Below are 17,906 nucleotides of genomic sequence, written 5' to 3'. Positions count from 1 at the left end.
GTAGATCAGTATCCGAGAGTGCGAAGACCTTTGAGCTGGTCGAGGCTACCGTTCAGTGAAGCGGCGGTGGGTACGTTCTCGCGCATGACGACATTGAGCGACGTGAGGTTGCTGACCTGGTTGCCGTTGCCGAGCAACGTCGAGTTCTGCATCAGGCCACCTTGGGCCAGGCGCTGCACGCTAGTGCCCTGGTTGTTGGCGGCATTGATGTTGAGTTGCACACCCACGCCGGTCGAGGAAACGCTCAATGCCCCTGCGCCGTTTTCGCCGACCAAGGTCGAGCCGGCGGTCAGGGCCTGGCCCTGTGGCTGCGACACGGGCGCCTGGTTGGCCTTGGTGACGTTGATGTCGACGTTGTTGTAGGCGGTGTTGTTGTCGCCCGCTGCGCGCACGACCTGGGTCACGCCTTCGGTAGTGTTGAGCCCGCCACCGCCGGTGACCGTGCCGGTGCCAGCGGCGCTGCTGGCGCTTTGCGAGTGCGCCGCGCCGGTGCCTTTCTCGTCAATCATCGACACGTAGAACTGCGGCTTGATGGTGTTTTGCTGCACTTGCAGGGTGGACGATGCGCCGATCACGTCGCCCTTGGCATTTTGCCAAGTGCTGGTCATGACAATGCCAAAGCTGACGATCCGCCCCGGCATCACATAACGACCGCGCAGGTTGGCCAGTTCATGGTCCTTCAGCTCGATGGGTTTGAACGTCTCGGCATGGGTCGGCAGGCTGGCGGCCAGGCATGCCACGACTAGCCAGAGTGGAGTCTTCATTGATTGCTCCCGGAGCGTCATGCTCCCTTATCGTTAGAAGAGTCGTTAGAAGAAGTCGCTTTTGATGAAGCCGAAGTCCATCAGCTCTGCGTCCTGCACCGGGGCGAAATTGTTGACGCGGCCCTTGGCGGTCAGTGGCAGAGGCGGGTCGAGCAAGACATTGTTCTTGTCATAGCCCTGGCCGATCACGGCGAAGATGATGCCGTTCCAGCCTTTGACGAAGTCGTCGACCTTGAAGCGCTTGTGGCCCAGTACCGGGTCGCCGATGTACACCCAGCCCTTGTCGACCTTTTGCATGACCACGAAGTGCTTGTAGCCGCGGATGTCCATCAGGACCACGACCGGGATACGTATGCTGGTCAGGGTTTCGGGGGCCACCCGGTAACCGCGGGCGCGCATGCCCAGGCTTTCCACGTAGCGTTTCATGTCCAGCATCGAGAAGCCCTGGGTACGCACCAGGTCCTGGTCCGCGTGCGCCAGCATGCCTTCGATGATGTGTTGTTCGTCCACGTCCAGCCAGTAGGCCTGGCGCAGGATGGTCGCCAGCGCGGCGGCGCCACAGCTGAAGTCGGTTTTCTGTTGCACCAGGTCGGCGAACTTGCGCTCGCGAATGCTCTGGATCGGCTTGAACACCACCGCGCCGCCCGGCAGCACGGACAGTGGCATTTGTGCAGCTTCGCTCACGCTGGCCAGGCACAGCAGCAACGCCAGGGCAATAATGCGCATGATCGGATGCCTTCTTGTTCTGTTGAAGAAAGGCCCCCCGAGGGGGGCCTTGCGTGCACAGCCGTCAGAACGAGGTGTTGGAGATGGCCAGCGAGTTGCTTTGCTGGTTGCCCACACCTGCGGCTACGTTGACGCCGAGGTTGCCGCTGCCACCATTCACCGAACCGCTCAGGGTTGCAGTGTTGGTCACAGGGTTAGCCCAGCCAGTTGGGGTCAGCACCTGGAACGAGACGGTATTGCTCAGGTCGTACGAGCTGCTTTCGCTGTAGGCCTTGGCAATGTCGTTCGAGGATTGCTTGGCTTTTTCGCCGGATTTTTCGTACGCAGACTCCGAAGCGTTTGCGTAGGAAGAATCGTGGGCTTTCTCATACGAACGGTCGCGCGACTTCTCGTACGAAGAGTCGCGAGACTTGTCGTACGAAGAGCTGCGGGTTTTGTCGTAGGAAGAGTCGAACGCTTTCTCGAACGAGGAGTCGTAGGCGCTTTCATGCGATTTGTCGATCGAGGCATCGAGCGATGCATTGAGCGAACCATCGAAGCTGTCGGTACGCGTACGTTCACGACGGCCATCGTCGGTGGTCACGGTCCGAGTGGCATCGGCGGCGGCAGCAAGCGTAGCGTTCAGGCTGGCACTGCTGGACGAGCTAGCACTGCCGCTGTTGGACCCGCTCGCATTCCAGCCATTGGAGCCGCTGGCACTCGAGTTGTGGGACCCGCTTGCACTGGAGCTATTGGAGCCGCTGGCGTTCGAGCTGCTCGAGCCACTGGAGTTCCAGCCACTGGAGCCGCTGGAGCTTGCGCTTTGCGAACCTGCCACACTGAAGCTTGAGGACGAGCTTCGGTCATCGCTCGAAGTGAACGTGCCATCGCGTGAGCTCGAACCGCTGGCTGATGTGGTGAAGGTCAGCGTATCGACACGGTAGGTGCGGTCGGCGCTGTTGTTCACGATCAGGCCTGGGCCGTTCTGGTCGGCAGAAGCGGTGGCGGTGGCATTACCCAATGGCGCATTGGTGTTGGCGATCGCCATGGTGTTTTTCTGTTGGTTGAGGTCGCCGCCCGCAATGTTGACGCCGACGTTGCCGGAAGCGCCATCACCCGATCCGCTCATCACTGCGGAGGATTGGGTAGACCAGTTGTCGACCCGGTTGTTGTCGCTGTGCTGACGGACGTCGGCAGTGGCTTCGGCGGTGCCGAACACGAAGCTGTTATCCAGGCTCGAGTCGGACGCTGCGTTGGCGATGGCGGCGGCGTTGTCTTGCTGGTTGCCGTTACCGGCTGCCACGTTGACCCCGACGTTGCCACTGGCGCCGGTGGCCGAGCTGCTCATTTCAGCTTCGTTGACGGTACCTTGGTTGGTGATCCTGTTGTCGGTGCTGCTTTGGCTGTCGAAGGCATTGGCGGTGGCGTACACAGGGATCCTCGTAGGAGGGGGAGTGTGTTGCCCGTTGTTATGGTGACCATTGTGGTGCCCGCCACGCCGGTCGTTCTGATCAGCTTGTACAGCAACAGCCATGACCGCAGCAATTGCGAAAACCAGAGGCTTGATTGCCATCGAGGGTTTCATGGTGATTCTCCGTACTTTATTTAGGTTAAGTGTTGTTCTTAACTGATTGGGTCAGTCCGCGACCCGTATGCTCAGGGTGTTGGCCATTCGGTTTCCCACCCCGGCACTCTGATTCACCTGAATCACCCCACGGCTACCGGTGAATGCCTGGTCACTGGTGGTGACCTGGCGATGGCCGGATGCGGCGTCAGTTGGATCGGAGTTGTTGAGCAGCGCCACGTTCTGTTGCATGAGGACGCTGTCGTCGATGCTTTGCGGTTGAGTACTGAGGCTGATGCGCAGTGCGTTGGCTTGCTGGGTGCCGGCCCCGGCGCTCTGGTTGACCCCCAGCGCGCCACTGCCTTGGCTGAAAGCATCGCCCTGGATGCTTGAGCTGGCATCCATGGCGCGGTCGACAGGGGTGCCGAGCCGTTGCCTTATCTGGGTGGTGGCGCTGGCCTCGTGCCCCACGGCGATGGCGCGGGCGTTGGCCTGCTGCTGCAGGTCGCCGGCAGCTTGATTGACCGTGAGGTTGCCCTGGTATTGGCTGCCCGAGCTGTCGATGCTGGCGTTGTTGATCACGGGGGACTGAGCGAAGGCTGGCGCACTGCAGAGCGTGGCCAGAAGCAGCAGCGTAGGCCTCATCTCATTTACCTCCGGTCAAGATTTGCAGCGGGGCCAGGCCGCGCTGGACGCTTGAATTGACCATGTTCGAGATGCCGTTGCCGGAACCTGAGCCACGCCCCCCAGCGAGGTTGGGCAGTTGAGTCTGGTTGGTAAGATTGCCGCCCAGGTTGTTGGTCTGTTGATTGACCAGGGCACTGATGCCAGCACCGCTGCTGATGCTGGCGAAGTCACCGTCGCTCAGTTCGTGGGTCTGTCTGAGGATCTGCGCGGAGGGGTTGGCATTGACGGTGGTCGGGGTGGGGTCGGGAATCATCGGCGGGATGACTGCGTTGCGCGTCTGCACATCGCGGGTAATGATGATGATCCCGTTTTCAGCCTGGGCAGGCTGGGTCAACCCTGACCCCACAACGCATGCGATTAGCAGGAGGCGATGGACGCCTTTATCAAGTATCCCCACGACGGCAATTCCTTCTTTGGCGTGCTGGTCCGATTCAGCGATGCGAAGAAGAGAGCAGAAGCTGTGCCGTGTTTTGAATTTGATTTTGAATCAATGAGTTAGCTCAACACGCTGGGAGTGTTTCGCATTTTCTGTATCAGGGCTGATACAGATTATTCAGGCCGGAAGGGGCTGGAGCCAGCATGGGTATGGCTTGGAGGGATTTTTGCAAGGGTGTTTCACGGACTTGACACTGCCCCCGAAACGGGGGAAACCCCCGCATTTGCGGGGACTATCACCCACCTGGGTGTGTCAGGGGCTTAACACTCGGTCGGGCAGGCTGGCGTATCGCTATCAAGCAGCGTAGCCACCGTTTGCAGCGCCTGCAACTGGCGTTGCGGCCAATTGCCATCAATCACCTGAAAAGTGTGCCGGTGGTGCTGCAGCCAGTGCAGGCTGTCGTCGAAAAAGCGCTGGCGATCGGCCAGGTCCGGGTGACAGCGCTGGCCATCGGCAACCCAGTCCACCCCTTGCGGGCTCAGTAACAGGTGCAGATCGTAGTGCCGGGCAAGCAAGGCCTGTTCCAGCCAGGCCGGGCAGTCGTCGAACAGGGCGCGGCTCCAGAGCATGTTGCTGAGCAGGTGGGTGTCGAGTATCAACAGCTCTGGAGCTTGCGCGCGGGCGCGGTCTTCCCATTCAAGCTGGCCGCGGGCGATAGCGGGGATGTCGGCGTAACAGGTATCACGGCCTTCCTGATCGATGAAATGGCGTACGTATTCGGCCACCACCCGCCCACCGAAATGCGCCTGGAGCACACCACTGAGCCAGCTCTTGCCACTGGATTCCGGCCCGCACAGCACCAGCACCTTCATGCTTGCACCAGTGCCGGGTCACGCCGCCATTCCAGCCAGCCTCGCACGGCGATCAGGGTAAGCACCGCGAAGAAGCCAGCGGTGAAGTACAGCTGCTGATGCAGGTACTGGCCGACATAGACGATGTCCACCACTACCCACAAAGCCCAGCACTGCAGGCGCTTCTGGGCCATCCATAGCTGCGCGACCAGGCTGAAACCGGTCAGCGTGGCGTCCAGCCAGGGCAGGGCGGCGTCGGTCCAGTTGGCCATGGCAGCACCCAGGGCGGCGCTGAGCAGCGCGCCGACCGCCAGGCCCGTGAAGAGCGCCTGGGTTTGCAGGCGCGAGACCTGGCGGGCGTCCTGCGAGCGGCCCGGGCGCTTCCACTGCCACCAGCCGTACAGCTGCAATATGGCGTAGGCCACCTGCAGCAACATCCCCGAATACAGTTTTACCTCGAAGAACAGCCAGCCATAGATCAGTACCATGACCAGGCCGATTGGCCAGCACCAGGCGTTCTGCTTGACGGTGAGCCAGACGGCGGTAACGCCGAGTACGGCGGCGATGAGTTCAAGGCCGGACATCGGCGATCCTTGGCGAGGCGAGAAGAGGGGCGCGATTGTAGCTTGTCGATTGTCCCAGGAGTAGGTGCAGCGCACTTACAACGCGGCACCCTCAAGGGCAAGGCCTCTCTATACGCGGAACTGCCGCAACAGTTGCTCCAACTCCTCGCTCAACCGCCCCAGCGCCGCCCCGGCATCACTCGACTGGCGCGCCGCTTCGGCGGTCTGCTGGGACAAGCCCGCAGTGTCCAGCACATTGCGGTTGATCTCTTCGACCACATGCGACTGTTGCAAGGTTGCACTGGCAATGGACGCATTGAGCGCAGTCAGGTTATGCAGCGCCTGGCTGATGGCATCCAGGCTGGCACCGGCCTCACGGGCCTGCTCGACAGTCTGGCGCGAGGCCTCGCTGCTGGTGTCGATCGCCCTGACCGCAGCGTCCGACTGGCCTTGCAGGTGCTCGATCATGGTGTGGATTTCAGCCGTGGACTGGGCCGTGCGCTGGGCCAGCAGGCGCACCTCGTCGGCGACCACGGCAAAACCTCGGCCTTGCTCGCCGGCGCGGGCTGCTTCGATGGCCGCGTTCAGGGCCAGCAGATTGGTCTGTTCGGCAATCGAGCGGATCACGTCGAGCACGCCACCAATGCGCGTGCTGTGCCCGGCCAGGTCACGAATCACCTGGACTGCCTGATCGATGGTCAGCGACAGGCGATCGATCTGTTCGAGGCTGCCGTGAATGGCCTGCTGGCCATGCTCCACCTGTTGCTGCGCCGCGCGCATTTCGCCCGCAGCCTGCTCGGCGGTCTTGGCCACGTCTTGCACGGCATAGGTCACTTCGTTGACGGCCGTGGCAACCTGGTCCATCTGTTGTGACTGCTGGGCACTGTGCTGCTGCGCGGCACCGGCGTTGTCACCGACGTGGCCGGCGGACCGGGCCAGGTCGTGGGCGGCGCCCTGCAATTGACCGACCACGCCCTGCAGCTTGCCGTTGAAGCGGTTGAAGTGCTCGCCCAGGTGGGTGATTTCATCGCGACCGTGGGTGTCCAGGCGCCGGGTCAGGTCGCTTTCGCCGCTGGCGATGTTGCCCATGGCCTGCACGGCCTCTTGCAAGGGGCGGGCGATACTGCGGGCAATCAGCATGACCAGCAGTGCCATCAGCAGGGCGATGCCCAGGCCCGCCAGTGAGGCATCGCGCAATTGCCGGGCAAATTCGGCCTGCACGTCATCGATGTACACGCCCGAGCCGATGACCCAGCCCCACGGCTTGAACAACTGGATATAAGAGGTTTTCGCTACCGGCTCGCTGGCGCCGGGTTTGGGCCAGCGATAATTGACCGGGCCGGCGCCCTGGCTGCGGGCCAGGCTGACCATTTCGTTGAACACGGCAAAGCCGTCGGGGTCGCGAATGGCAGACAGGTCCTGGCCGTCGAGCTTGGGGTTGGCCGGATGCATGATCATCTTCGGCCCCAGGTCGTTGATCCAGAAATAGTCGTCGTGGTCGTAACGCAGCGCGCGCACCACCTGCAACGCCTGTTGCTGGGCAGCATCGCGGCTCAAGCTGCCGGCCGCTTCCAGGCCCTGGTAGTAGGCCAGTACACCGGCTGCAGTCTGCACCACATGGCGGGTCTTTTCCGCCTTGGCCTGGTACAGGTCGCCGTGGATCTGGCGCAGCATCAGCAGGCCCAGTACCACCAGCATGGCAACCGCCACCAGCAGGATCAGCCATAGACGACGGCTGATCGACATCGATCTCAGGGTTTTCATCCAGGCACTCCCGCCTTGTTCTTGTTCTTCAGGTGCATCCAAGCATGCTTTGCGGCAGGCCCCCACCCGACTAATGGCTAAGTGCTAGTCTAGGCGTTCTCTGCAGCAGGCGGCGCAAGCCATTGCAAAGCCGCTCTGATAGGATTTCGGCCGCGCAAGATGAAACCTTTAGGCAGCGTGAACTTTTCCACTGGCATTGCGCCCAACTGTCGCTGTAAAACAGCCGGGCCGCGTGCGGCAACTTCAAGCAAATCAAGAACAAGGGGCCTGCAAGCAGCAGCGCTCCATCGGGGGAATGATGGATTTTTGGACTGCCATACAGGCAATCATCTTAGGCGTGGTCGAAGGGTTGACGGAGTTCTTGCCGATCTCCAGTACCGGGCACCAGATCATTGTCGCCGACCTGATCGGCTTTGATGGCGAACGGGCCATCGCCTTCAACATCATCATCCAGCTTGCCGCGATCCTGGCCGTGGTGTGGGAGTTTCGCCGCAAGATTCTGGACGTGGTGTTCGGCCTCACCAGCCAGCCCACGGCCCGGCGCTTCACCGGCAACCTGCTGCTGGCGTTCATGCCGGCGGTGGTATTGGGCGTGCTGTTCGCCGACCTGATCCACGAATACCTGTTCAACCCGATCACGGTGGCAGCGGCCTTGGTAGTGGGCGGTGTGATCATGCTCTGGGCCGAGCGCCGCGCCCACCGCGTGGAGGTTGACCACGTTGACGAGATGCGCTGGAGCCATGCCTTGAAGATTGGCTTTGTCCAATGCCTGGCCATGATCCCTGGCACCTCGCGCTCCGGTTCGACCATCATCGGTGGTTTGCTGTTCGGGCTGTCGCGCAAGGCGGCTACCGAGTTCTCATTCTTTCTGGCGATGCCGACCATGGTCGGCGCGGCGGTGTATTCGGGCTACAAGTACCGCGACCTGTTCCAGCCAAGTGATTTGCCGGTGTTCGCCATCGGTTTCGTGACCTCGTTCATCTTCGCCATGATCGCCGTGCGTGCGCTGCTCAAGTTCATCGCCAACCACAGCTATGCGGCGTTCGCCTGGTACCGCATTGCCTTTGGCCTGCTGATTCTGGCGACCTGGCAGTTTGGCTGGGTCGACTGGTCGACGGCGCACAGCTGACATGGCCAGGGCGCAAAACGAGGAGGGCGTACGCAACGTGCGCCTGAAGTTGCTGGTGTTGGGCGTGCTGTGCCTGCTACCGGGCCTGGGTGCGGCGCAGATGGCCTGGAACGATCAGTCCTGGCTGCCCTTGGCGCTGTACCCGGCGGTGAGCCTGATCAGCCTGCTGCTGTACTGGCAGGACAAGCAGCAGGCCCGCACCCAAACGTGGCGCACGCCAGAGAATGTGCTGCATGCCAGCGAACTGTGCGGCGGCTGGCCCGGCGCACTGGTTGCCCAGCAGCTGTTTCGGCACAAGACGCGCAAAGTGTCGTATCAGCTGATGTTCTGGGGGATTGTGCTGCTGCATCAGGTGTTCTGGCTCGATTACCTGTTCCTCGGGCGCCACCTGTCATCTTGGCTCTGACGCCTCGATCAGAGCAGCAGCCCCACCTGCAGGCGCTTCGCCAGCCGCCGCACCACCAACTGGTGCGAGCGCTGCAGCAGGTCGCACAGTTCGTCGCGCCCCATGGGGTAAGGGGGCGCCATGCTGATCCATCGCGCCCGCGCCAGATACGGCGCGGGTCGCACGCCAGGGCGGTCGCAATAGCCTAGAAACAGCTCATCGGCGACCTTGAACGACAACCCTGCACCCGCCAGGTCGAGCACGGCGAACATCTTGTTGCCTGCCACCGAAAACACCCGGATACCGCCCCATTTATAGTCTTCTCGAGCACCCGGCAGGCTCAGGCAGAAGGCTGCCACCTGCGCTTCAGTCATTTTTCGCTCAGACATAACGCTCTCCACAGGCCTCGAACGACGCCGCCAGATGATCGATCCACACGCGCACTGCGGGCAATACACCGCGCCGGTGTGGGTACACCGCCTGCAGATAGCCACCCGGCAGTTGCCAGTCCGGCAGCAAGCGCACCAACTCGCCACGTTCCAGTTCCTCTTCGCAGAACATGCTGGGCAGCGCAGTGAAGCCCAGCCCGGCGCGTACCGCGGCGTTGCGCACCACGAAATCGTCGATGGCCAGGCGCGGTTCCAGGGCGATTTCCTGTTGGCGGCCATTGGGCCCGAACAGGCGGAAGTGCACCAGCCGGTCGGCCTCGGCAGCACCCAGCACTGGCAACGAGGCCAGCTCGCCAGGCTCGCGAATGTGATCGGCAAAGCCCGGCGCGGCGACCAGTTGCATCTGGGCCTGGCGTAGCCGGCGCGTGACCAGGGCCGGGTCCTCATCGCCCAGGTCGCGCACACGCAGGGCAACGTCGATACCCTCGGAAATCAGATCGACTCGGCGGTTGAGCAGCACCATGTCCAACTGCACCAGCGGGTACTGTTCGAGAAAGCGGCTGATCACGTCTGGCAAAAAGGCGTGGGCCAGTGCCACCGGGCAGGAGACTCGCAAGCGCCCGCGCGGCTCGCTGCTCATGCTGGCCACGGCCTCGTCGGCAGCTTCGGCTTCCAACAGCATGGCCTGGCAATGGTGCAGGTAGCGCTCGCCGACGGCGGTCAGTTTCAGTTGCCGCGTGGTGCGCTGCAGCAGGCGTGTGCCCAGGCGTTCTTCAAGTTCGGCGATACGCCGCGACAGGCGCGACTTGGGGATGCCTAGCTGGCGCCCGGCCGCAGCAAAGCCACCGGCCTCGACGACGCGGGCGAAATAGAAGAGGTCATTGAGGTCTTGCATGGGAGTTTCTCACTGTTCCATCAGTGGGACAAACTAACGCATTTTTGCCTGCTTATCAGCTATTAGTCATCCCGGTAGGATTCTCCCCATCATGATCGCCCACGCCGCGGTCGTCATTACAGGAGAGTCCCATGAAACTGTTGCACATCGATTCGAGCATCCTGGGCGACAATTCCGCCTCCCGCCAGCTGAGCCGCGAAGTGGTCGAAGCCTGGAAGGCCAGCAACCCGAGCCTGGAAGTGGTTTACCGTGACCTGGCTGCCGATGCCATCGCCCACTTCTCGGCCGCGACCCTGGTGGCCGCCGGCACGCCTGAAGATATGCGCGATGCGGCTCAGGCCTTCGAAGCCAAGCTGAGCGCCGAAACCCTGGAAGAATTCCTCGCCGCCGATGCCGTGGTGATCGGTGCGCCGATGTACAACTTCACCGTGCCGACCCAGCTCAAGGCCTGGATTGACCGGGTTGCCGTCGCCGGCAAGACCTTCCGTTACACCGAAGCTGGGCCTGAAGGCCTGTGCGGTGACAAGAAGGTGGTGCTGGTGTCCACCGCCGGTGGCCTGCACGCTGGCCAGCCGACCGGTGCCGGCCACGAGGACTTCCTCAAAGTGTTCCTGGGCTTCATCGGCGTCACCGACCTGGAGATCGTTCGCGCCCACGGCCTGGCCTACGGCCCAGAGCACCGCAGCCAGGCCATCGACGCTGCACAGGCGCAGATTGCCAACGAGCTGTTCGCCGCCGCTTGATTGCACCAGCCTCAAATCGCCGGCTTGCCGGCGATTTGAGGCGTATCAGGCTACCGGTATCGTCGGGTCAGCCGCCGCCAAGGCTGCCGCACGATCATTGGCAGCGGGCGGGTAGATCCAGACCGTGTTGATCTGCGACTTCAGCAGCTTGGCCTCGGCCTTGTCTTCCGGGGGCGATACCTGGCGCTCCCACCCTTCGGTGTACACCGCGCCCCAGGCGCCCAGGTCGAGGCAGGTGACGTACTTGGGTTGGCTGTAGGTCATCGGTGCCACGCCAATCAACTCGGCAACCGCATTGTTGCCGGCGTAGCGGCCCAGTGGGATGGCATGCTGGCACGACATCACCGCATGGTTGCCCACCTCGTCGCACGCTGCGTAGGCCACGTCGCCCGCCGCATAGACCGCGTCGTTGCCCTTGACCTTGAGGTTACCGTCCACGTGCAACCGGCCTTGGCGGTCTCGTTCGCCGCTGATCTGCTCGGTCAACGGGTTGGCCTTGAAGCCCACGGTCCAGATCACTGTGCTGGCATCGATGCGTTGCCCGTTGTCCAGCAGAACGCCGTCGGGGTCCACCGAGGCCACCGTGGCGCCACAGATCCATTCCACCCCCAATGCCTCGCAGGCCTGCTCGATCGCAGGGCGGATGCCGTCACCCAGGGCTGCGCCGACCCTGGCGCCACGGTCGATCACCACCACCCGCAGTGTTGCCTGTTCACCGAGAATGCTGCGCAAGCGCGCCGGCAGCTCGGTGGCAGTCTCGATACCGGTGAAGCCACCACCGGCGACCACCACGGTGTTGCGGGCAGGCGTGTCTGGCAGGTTGGCCAGGGACTTGAGGTGCGTCTCCAGCCGTGCGGCGCTGTCAATCTTGTCGACATCGAAAACATGCTCGATGCCGACCATGTCTGGCCGGTTGAGCACACTGCCGCAGGCCATGATCAGGCGGTCATAGCCCAGTTCGCACTCGGTACCGCTTTGCGTGCGATAGCGCACGCGCCGGGCTGCTTCGTCGATGTGAAAGGCGGTGCCTTGCACGAAACGCACGTTGACCGCTTCGAACAGCGCCTGCAGTGGAGCGGCCATGGTGTGCACGTCAGGTTCGTAGAAGCGCGGGCGCACATGCAGTTCGGCCTGCGGCGCCAGCAGCGTTACCTCGACATCCTTGCGCGCGTTAAGGTCCAGCTGGCGTACGGCGCTGAGGGCGCTCCACAGGCCAGCGAAGCCCGCGCCAATGATCAGGATATTTTTCATCGTTGTGCTCCTGGAATGTCCGGGTAAACAAAAGTAGCCCGTCTTTGTGGACAACGATGTTACGAGTGACGAAGCGCTACACCCTAGGCCAAAGAACCCTGAATTTCGGCCAACGATAGATTGCGCGCAAAGCGCGCGCGGTAGTCGCGCGGGGTGACCGCAAGGTGGCGCTGGAACGCCAGGCGCATGCGCTCTTCGCTGCCAAAGCCGCATTGCCGGGCAATCTGCTCGATGTGGCTGTCGGCGCTTTCCAGCAGGCGGCGGGCGGCTTCCAGGCGGAACACTTCAATGGCCTTGGCCGGGGTGCGGCCGGTCTTGAGCTTGTACACCCGGGTGAAGTTGCGCACGCTCATGTGCGCCTGCTCGGCCAGGTGCTCGACGGTCAGGCGTGGGTCGCCGAGGTGCGCGTTCAGCCACAGGTGCAGTGCTTCGAATTCGCTGCAATCGCGCCCCTGCAGCTTGAGCAGTTCACTGAACTGCGCCTGGCCGCCGGGCCGCTTGAGAAATACCACCAGCTCGCGGGCCACTTGCATCGCGACTTCGCGGCCGCAGTCCTGCTCGACCAGAGCCAGGGCCAGGTCGATGCCGGCGCTGACGCCGGCAGATGTCCACAGCGTGCCTTGCTGAACGAAGATCGATTCATGGTCCACCTGCACCGCAGGGAAATCGCGGCGCAGCACCTCGCACATCGCCCAGTGGGTGGCGGCGCGGCGCCCGTCGAGCAAGCCTGCGCTGGCCAGCAGAAAGGTACCGCTGCACACCGAGGCCGTGCGCCTGGCCTTTACCGCGGCGCGGCGCAACCAGGCGACCAATGCGGCGTGGTCGGGGAGGGTGCGGATGATATCCGGTGCGCCCGGTACTACCAGGGTGTCGACGGCCTGCGCCATCACGTCGTCCAGTGTTTCAGTCGCCACCACCAGGCCTTCGGCGGTTGGCTGCAGGCCGCCGTCGAGGCTGGCGGTGTGCAGTCGATAGCCCGGCCGGCCCTGTGCAGCCATGGCTTTGGTGGCAGCCCAGAACACCGTCTGCGCACCCGTGAGGTCGAGCAGCCCCATTTGCGGGTAGGCGACGAAGACCACGGCGCGCGGGTGGTCGACCGGTTGCAACGCAGGCTCGAGCTGCTGGGCGTGTTCAGTCATAGGCAGATGACCTGATCGAAAGGGGCCGCGTGGCGGCTTCAGAACGTCGGCGGGGTGATGACCCAGATCACCACGGCATCCACGTCACCGGGGTTGCCATAACGATGGGGTTCCTGGCTGGAGAAGCTGAAACTGTCGCCTTCGCCAAGCTGAAAGTACCGCTCGCCTACCCACAATTCAAAACTGCCGCTGAGCAAATAGCCAGCCTCTTCGCCATCATGGCTGTAACTCTGCTGGCTATAGGTGCCCGGCGGAAAGCGCGAGTGAAGGATTTCCAGCTGGCGGTTGGGTTGTGGCGTGAGCAGTTGGTCGACGATGCCGTCTTCGTAGTGCACGCTGAGGCGGCTGTTACGGCGTACCACGTAGCCCTGGTCTTCTGGGGCGGTAACGGCCTCGCTGGCAAAGAACCACTGGATGGTCACCCCCAGGCTGCGGGCGATATTGAACAGCGCCGGGATCGACGGGTAAGAGAGGTTGCGCTCCAGCTGGCTGATGTAACCGGCCGTCAGTTCGCTTTGTGCGGCCAGCTCCGCCAGGGTCATGCCGCGGCGTTTGCGCAGGCCGCGGATGCGGGTGCCCAGGAACTGCGGGGCGGCGCCGCCGTCTTCGGTGGCGCAGGGGGGCTGCGAGGGTTGGCTCATGCGCATCGGTCCATCGGGAAAGCGGCAGTATGTACAGCCTCAGAGCGCCCAGGCAACCGTCAGGCCATCGTGAATCGCCTCTTCTGCAGTACGCGGCGCCAGGCAGTCGCCGACGCGCCGCACTTCCACCAGGCCGTCCAGTTCCGCCGCCAAGGTGTCATTGGGCTGGTGGCCCAGGCACAGCACCAGGGTGTCGATGCCTTCAAAGATCATCGGTTCGCCGCTGGCCGTGTGCTGCAGGTACACGGTGTTGTCGTCGCAGCCGTAGAGGCGGGCGTAGGGGGTGATGGGGATGCTCAGGCGATGCAGTTCGCCGGCCAGTTGATCGCGTACATACAAGGGCAGGTTCTCGCCACAATGGGTGCCGTTGACCGCCAGTTGCACCTGATGCCCCTCGCGCATCAGGCGCTCGGCGATGCCAGGGCCTATCCAGTCGCAGCGCCAGTCGATGACCAGTACTGAACGCCCGGGTTTGACCTCGTTGCGCAACACTTGCCAAGCATCCACCACCTGCAGGTCACCGGCGCGCTCGAACGCCGGCCAGTAGGGCGTGGCGCCGGTGGCGGCGATCACCAGGTCAGGGCGCTCGCGCTCGACCAGTGCGCGGTCGACCCGCGTGTTGCGCACCACCTCCACGCCTGCCAAGGCCATTTCCCGTTGCAGGTTGGTGCTGGCGCCGCCGAACTCGCTGCGCCGTGGCAGCAGTTGTGCCAGCAACACCTGGCCGCCCAGTTGCGGGCCGGCTTCAAAGAGTGTGACGTGGTGCCCGCGCGCGGCGGCGACGGCTGCTGCCTTCATGCCGGCCGGGCCGCCGCCTGCCACCAGGATCCGTTTGGGCGAAGGGGTTGGCGTCAGGTGGCCGTATTGCAGTTCGCGGCCGGTTTCCGGATGCTGGATACACGAGATCGCTAGGCCGCGATGGAAGTGACCGATGCAGGCCTGGTTGCAGGCAATGCAGGCGCGCACGTCTTCGACCTGGCCGTGCTCGGTCTTGGTCGGCATCAGCGGGTCGCAGATCAGTGCGCGGGTCATGCCACACACGTCGGCCTGGCCACGCGCCAGGATCAGCTCTGCCTCCTGCGGCTGGTTGATGCGCCCGGTGACGAACAGCGGAATGTCCAGGCGCTGTTTGAACGTGCCGGCTTCGCGTGCCAGGTACGCAGGCTCGATGGCCATGGGGGGGACGATATGCACCGCACCGCCCAGCGACGCTGAGGTACCGGCGACGATGTGCAGGTAGTCGAGCTGGCCTTGCAGCGCCTCGGCGGCGGCCAGCGACTCGTCCTCGCTCAGGCCTTCGCTGTCACGTTCGTCGGCGCTGATGCGCAGGCCGACGATGAACTGCTCGTCGGTGGCAGCACGCACGGCCGCCAGCACTTCGCGCAAAAACCTCAGGCGCTGCGCCAGGTCGCCGTTGTAGCCATCGGTACGCAGGTTGACCCGCGGGTTGAGAAATTGCGCGGGCAGGTAGCCATGGCTGGCCACTACCTCGACGCCATCCAGCCCCGCCTGGTATAGGCGCCGCGCCGCGCTGGCATAGCCCTGGACGATTTCATCGATCATCGCCTGGTCCAGCGCGCGCGGCATCACCCGGAAGCGTTCATTGGGCACCGACGAGGCTGAGTAGGCGACCGCCAGCAAGCCATCGGCAGACTCCATGATCTCCCGCCCAGGGTGGAACAGTTGCGAGAGCACCACCGTACCGTGCTCATGGCAGGCTTCTGCCAGGCGCCGGTAGCCTTCGATGCAGGTATCGTCGGTGGCCATCAGTACGTGCGAGGTGTAGCGGGCGCTGTCGTGCACACCGGCCACCTGCAGCACGATCAGGCCGACGCCGCCTGCAGCCCGTGCACGCTGGTAGGCGATGAGCTTGTCGTTGACCAGGTTGTCGGTGGGCAGGCAGGTGTCATGTCCCGTGGACATGATGCGGTTTTTCAGGCGTTTGCCGCGAATCTGCAAGGCTTCGAACAGGTGGGGGAAGGCGGTTTGCATACAGGCGGCTCCGGTGTGGTGTTGTTCTTGTTTTGGTTATGAAAGTGTAGCGACAGTAAAAAATCAACTTGTTTTTTTACTTGGGCGCAGCTAGGTTTTCATCACCCTCCGAGGAGGGCGTGACCTCACAACAACAAGAAATCGGGCCCCACGGGCACCGGCAGGAGGAAACCTCGATGCATGCATTCCCTCGCAGTACCGGCCTTTGCGCAGCGCTTCTGGCTTTGGGGCTAGGCAGTGCGCAAGCGGCGCCGCAAATGGTTGTAGTCGGCTATGGCGGCGCCGGTCAGAAAGCCCAGGATGAGGCGATCTTCAAACCGTTCAGCGCCAAGGACGGCAGCCAGTTGATCCAGAGCGAGTACAACGGCGAAATGGCCCGCATCCAGGTGATGGCCGATACCGGCAACGTCGACTGGGACGTGGTGCAGATCGAAGGGCCCGACCTGATGCGCGGTTGCGATGAGGGCATCTACGAGCACCTCGACTGGCAGCGCTTGGGCCATGCCGCCGAGTTGATCCCGGACGCCGCCCAGGACTGTGGGTCTGCCGCGTTGGTGTGGAGCGTGGCGATCGCCTATGACCGCAACAAGCTGGCCCAGGCCCCGGCCTCGTGGGCCGACTTCTGGGACGTGCAGAAGTACCCGGGCAAGCGCGGCCTGCGCAAGCGTGCGGTGTACAACCTGGAGTTCGCCTTGTTGGCCGACGGGGTCAAGGTCGAGGATGTCTACACGGTGCTGTCAACGCCGGCGGGTGTCGACCGCGCCTTTGCCAAGCTCAGTGAGCTCAAGCCCTATGTGCAGTGGTGGGACGCCGGTGCCCAGCCGGCGCAGTGGCTGGCTGCCGGCGATGTGGTGATGACGTCTACCTACAGCGGGCGCATCGCCGTGGCGGCCCAGCAGGGCAGCCCGCTGGCACTGGTGTGGCCGGGCAGCCTGTATGGCATGGACTATTGGGCGATCATCAAGGGTTCGCGGCATGTCGACCAGGCCAAACGGCTGATCGCCTATGCCAACCAAGCCGATACCCAGGTGCGTTACGTCGAGCAGATCCCTTACGGGCCGACCAATACTCAGGCAGCGGCCAAGCTCGCGCCGTCCTTGGCCAGCTGGGTGCCGACGTCGCCGCAAAACCTGGAAGGGGCTTTGGCGATGAATGTGGAATTCTGGGTTGACCATGGTGAAGAACTGGAACAGCGATTCAATACCTGGGCCAGCAAGTAACCTGACGTTCAATGCTGCCTCTCTACAGGACCAACGATACATGACCCTTACCGAACAGACCCTGCGCCAGGAGCTGGCTGCCTGTTATCGCCTGGTCGCCTACTTTCGCATGAGCGACCTGATTTTCACCCATATATCCCTGCGTGTGCCCGGGCCGGAGCACCACTTTCTGATCAACCCGTACGGTTTGCTGTTCGACGAGATCACGGCCTCCAACCTGGTAAAAATCGACCTGCATGGGCAGCCTGTAGCGCCGACCACGCACCCGGTCAACCCGGCCGGGTTCGTCATCCACAGTGCTATCCACGCAGCCCGTGAAGACGCCCACTGCGTGCTGCACACCCACACGCGTGCCGGTTGCGCGGTGGCGGCGCTGGCGTGCGGCCTGTTGCCGGTGAACCAGATGTCCATGGAGTTCCATGGCAAGGTGGCTTACCACGATTATGAAGGTATTGCCCTGGACCTGGATGAGCAGCAGCGGTTGGTCGCCGACCTGGGGGACAGGCCGGTGATGATCCTGCGTAACCATGGGCTGCTGACAACCGGCCGTAGCGTTGCCGAAGCCTTCTTGCGCATGTACTACCTGGAAAAGGCCTGCGAGATTCAGTTGGCGGCGCAGAGTGCCGGGCAGCTGATACTGCCGCCTGCCGCCGTGTGTGAACGGACCGAGCGGCAGTTCAATGCACCGATGCAGGGGCTGAAACAGGGGGAGTTGTCGGACCCGGATGCAGTGGCGCTGGCATGGGGGGCATTGCTGCGGATGCTCGAGCGGGTGGCGCCGGGTTACCGGGACTGAGGCCTGGCGGGCCAGCGCGGCTCCTGTAGGCGCGGCCTTGCCGGGGCGCCGG

General features: G+C 63.3%; 19 protein-coding genes. 5 read left to right on the top strand and 14 right to left on the bottom strand.

The genetic code is table 11. From position 1 onward, the window contains the following. Positions 1-5: 5 nt before the first annotated feature. The 8 genes from HU770_RS19790 to mcpP form a co-directional block, all read right to left on the bottom strand. Positions 6-764 (bottom strand): hypothetical protein, encoded by a 759-nt coding sequence (locus HU770_RS19790; RefSeq protein WP_186655803.1) that lies wholly within the window; start codon positions 762-764, stop codon positions 6-8. Positions 765-809: 45 nt separating this feature from the next. Next, on the bottom strand, positions 810-1,490 hold the full coding sequence (locus HU770_RS19785; protein WP_033698351.1) for a C39 family peptidase: 681 nt from the start codon (positions 1,488-1,490) through the stop codon (positions 810-812). A 64-nt stretch (positions 1,491-1,554) separates the two neighbouring features. Further along, positions 1,555-3,054: a heme utilization protein gene (locus HU770_RS19780; protein WP_186665084.1), complete on the bottom strand. Its 1,500-nt coding sequence runs from the start codon at positions 3,052-3,054 to the stop codon at positions 1,555-1,557. A gap of 51 nt (positions 3,055-3,105) precedes the next feature. After that, on the bottom strand, positions 3,106-3,678 hold the full coding sequence (locus HU770_RS19775; RefSeq protein WP_186655799.1) for an adhesin: 573 nt from the start codon (positions 3,676-3,678) through the stop codon (positions 3,106-3,108). A 1-nt stretch (position 3,679) separates the two neighbouring features. After that, entirely contained in the window at positions 3,680-4,117 is a 438-nt protein-coding gene (locus HU770_RS19770; protein ID WP_033698346.1) for a hypothetical protein, read from the bottom strand. 299 nt (positions 4,118-4,416) lie between these two features. After that, positions 4,417-4,968, bottom strand: coding sequence for an AAA family ATPase (locus HU770_RS19765; RefSeq protein ID WP_186655796.1), 552 nt, complete (start codon positions 4,966-4,968; stop codon positions 4,417-4,419). Continuing rightward, entirely contained in the window at positions 4,965-5,531 is a 567-nt protein-coding gene (gene pnuC, locus HU770_RS19760) for a nicotinamide riboside transporter PnuC (protein WP_033698341.1), read from the bottom strand. Before pnuC ends, HU770_RS19765 begins: the two co-directional genes overlap by 4 nt. 108 nt (positions 5,532-5,639) lie before the next feature. After that, positions 5,640-7,274, bottom strand: coding sequence for a methyl-accepting chemotaxis protein McpP (mcpP, locus tag HU770_RS19755; protein WP_033698339.1), 1,635 nt, complete (start codon positions 7,272-7,274; stop codon positions 5,640-5,642). 298 nt (positions 7,275-7,572) lie between these two features. On the opposite strand from mcpP, the gene HU770_RS19750 reads away from it, so the two are divergent. Further along, a complete protein-coding gene (locus HU770_RS19750) occupies positions 7,573-8,403 on the top strand; it encodes an undecaprenyl-diphosphate phosphatase (RefSeq protein ID WP_186655793.1) in 831 nt (276 codons plus the stop codon). Between the two features lies 1 nt (position 8,404). Then, on the top strand, positions 8,405-8,809 hold the full coding sequence (locus HU770_RS19745; protein ID WP_033698338.1) for a DUF1294 domain-containing protein: 405 nt from the start codon (positions 8,405-8,407) through the stop codon (positions 8,807-8,809). 8 nt (positions 8,810-8,817) lie between these two features. Here the strand turns inward: HU770_RS19745 and HU770_RS19740 are convergent, their stop codons facing one another. Continuing rightward, on the bottom strand, positions 8,818-9,177 hold the full coding sequence (locus tag HU770_RS19740; protein WP_033698336.1) for an MmcQ/YjbR family DNA-binding protein: 360 nt from the start codon (positions 9,175-9,177) through the stop codon (positions 8,818-8,820). Then, positions 9,170-10,072 (bottom strand): LysR substrate-binding domain-containing protein, encoded by a 903-nt coding sequence (locus tag HU770_RS19735; RefSeq protein ID WP_033698334.1) that lies wholly within the window; start codon positions 10,070-10,072, stop codon positions 9,170-9,172. Before HU770_RS19735 ends, HU770_RS19740 begins: the two co-directional genes overlap by 8 nt. Positions 10,073-10,203: 131 nt before the next feature. Here HU770_RS19735 and HU770_RS19730 point away from each other — a divergent pair, with 131 nt between their 5' ends. Further along, entirely contained in the window at positions 10,204-10,815 is a 612-nt protein-coding gene (locus HU770_RS19730) for an FMN-dependent NADH-azoreductase (protein WP_033698333.1), read from the top strand. Between the two features lie 45 nt (positions 10,816-10,860). Here the strand turns inward: HU770_RS19730 and HU770_RS19725 are convergent, their stop codons facing one another. From HU770_RS19725 to HU770_RS19710, 4 genes are all read right to left on the bottom strand, one after another. Beyond that, on the bottom strand, positions 10,861-12,066 hold the full coding sequence (locus HU770_RS19725; protein ID WP_186665082.1) for an NAD(P)/FAD-dependent oxidoreductase: 1,206 nt from the start codon (positions 12,064-12,066) through the stop codon (positions 10,861-10,863). An 83-nt stretch (positions 12,067-12,149) separates the two neighbouring features. Next, positions 12,150-13,205, bottom strand: a complete 1,056-nt coding sequence (locus HU770_RS19720; protein WP_186655783.1) for a DJ-1/PfpI family protein — start codon at positions 13,203-13,205, stop codon at positions 12,150-12,152. Between the two features lie 38 nt (positions 13,206-13,243). Next, on the bottom strand, positions 13,244-13,846 hold the full coding sequence (locus tag HU770_RS19715; protein ID WP_186665080.1) for a cupin domain-containing protein: 603 nt from the start codon (positions 13,844-13,846) through the stop codon (positions 13,244-13,246). Positions 13,847-13,885: 39 nt separating this feature from the next. Then, positions 13,886-15,838 (bottom strand): FAD-dependent oxidoreductase, encoded by a 1,953-nt coding sequence (locus HU770_RS19710; RefSeq protein ID WP_186655774.1) that lies wholly within the window; start codon positions 15,836-15,838, stop codon positions 13,886-13,888. A gap of 176 nt (positions 15,839-16,014) precedes the next feature. Here HU770_RS19710 and HU770_RS19705 point away from each other — a divergent pair, with 176 nt between their 5' ends. Further along, entirely contained in the window at positions 16,015-17,058 is a 1,044-nt protein-coding gene (locus tag HU770_RS19705) for an ABC transporter substrate-binding protein (protein WP_186665078.1), read from the top strand. After that, on the top strand, positions 17,012-17,854 hold the full coding sequence (locus tag HU770_RS19700; RefSeq protein ID WP_186665122.1) for a class II aldolase/adducin family protein: 843 nt from the start codon (positions 17,012-17,014) through the stop codon (positions 17,852-17,854). Before HU770_RS19705 ends, HU770_RS19700 begins: the two co-directional genes overlap by 47 nt. Positions 17,855-17,906 lie beyond the last annotated feature (52 nt).

This window comes from Pseudomonas sp. SWRI68, from assembly GCF_014269165.1.
GTDB lineage: Bacteria > Pseudomonadota > Gammaproteobacteria > Pseudomonadales > Pseudomonadaceae > Aquipseudomonas > Aquipseudomonas capeferrum.
Note: the sequence above shows the minus strand (reverse complement) of the source record. Positions and strands in the feature narration are given on the sequence as shown.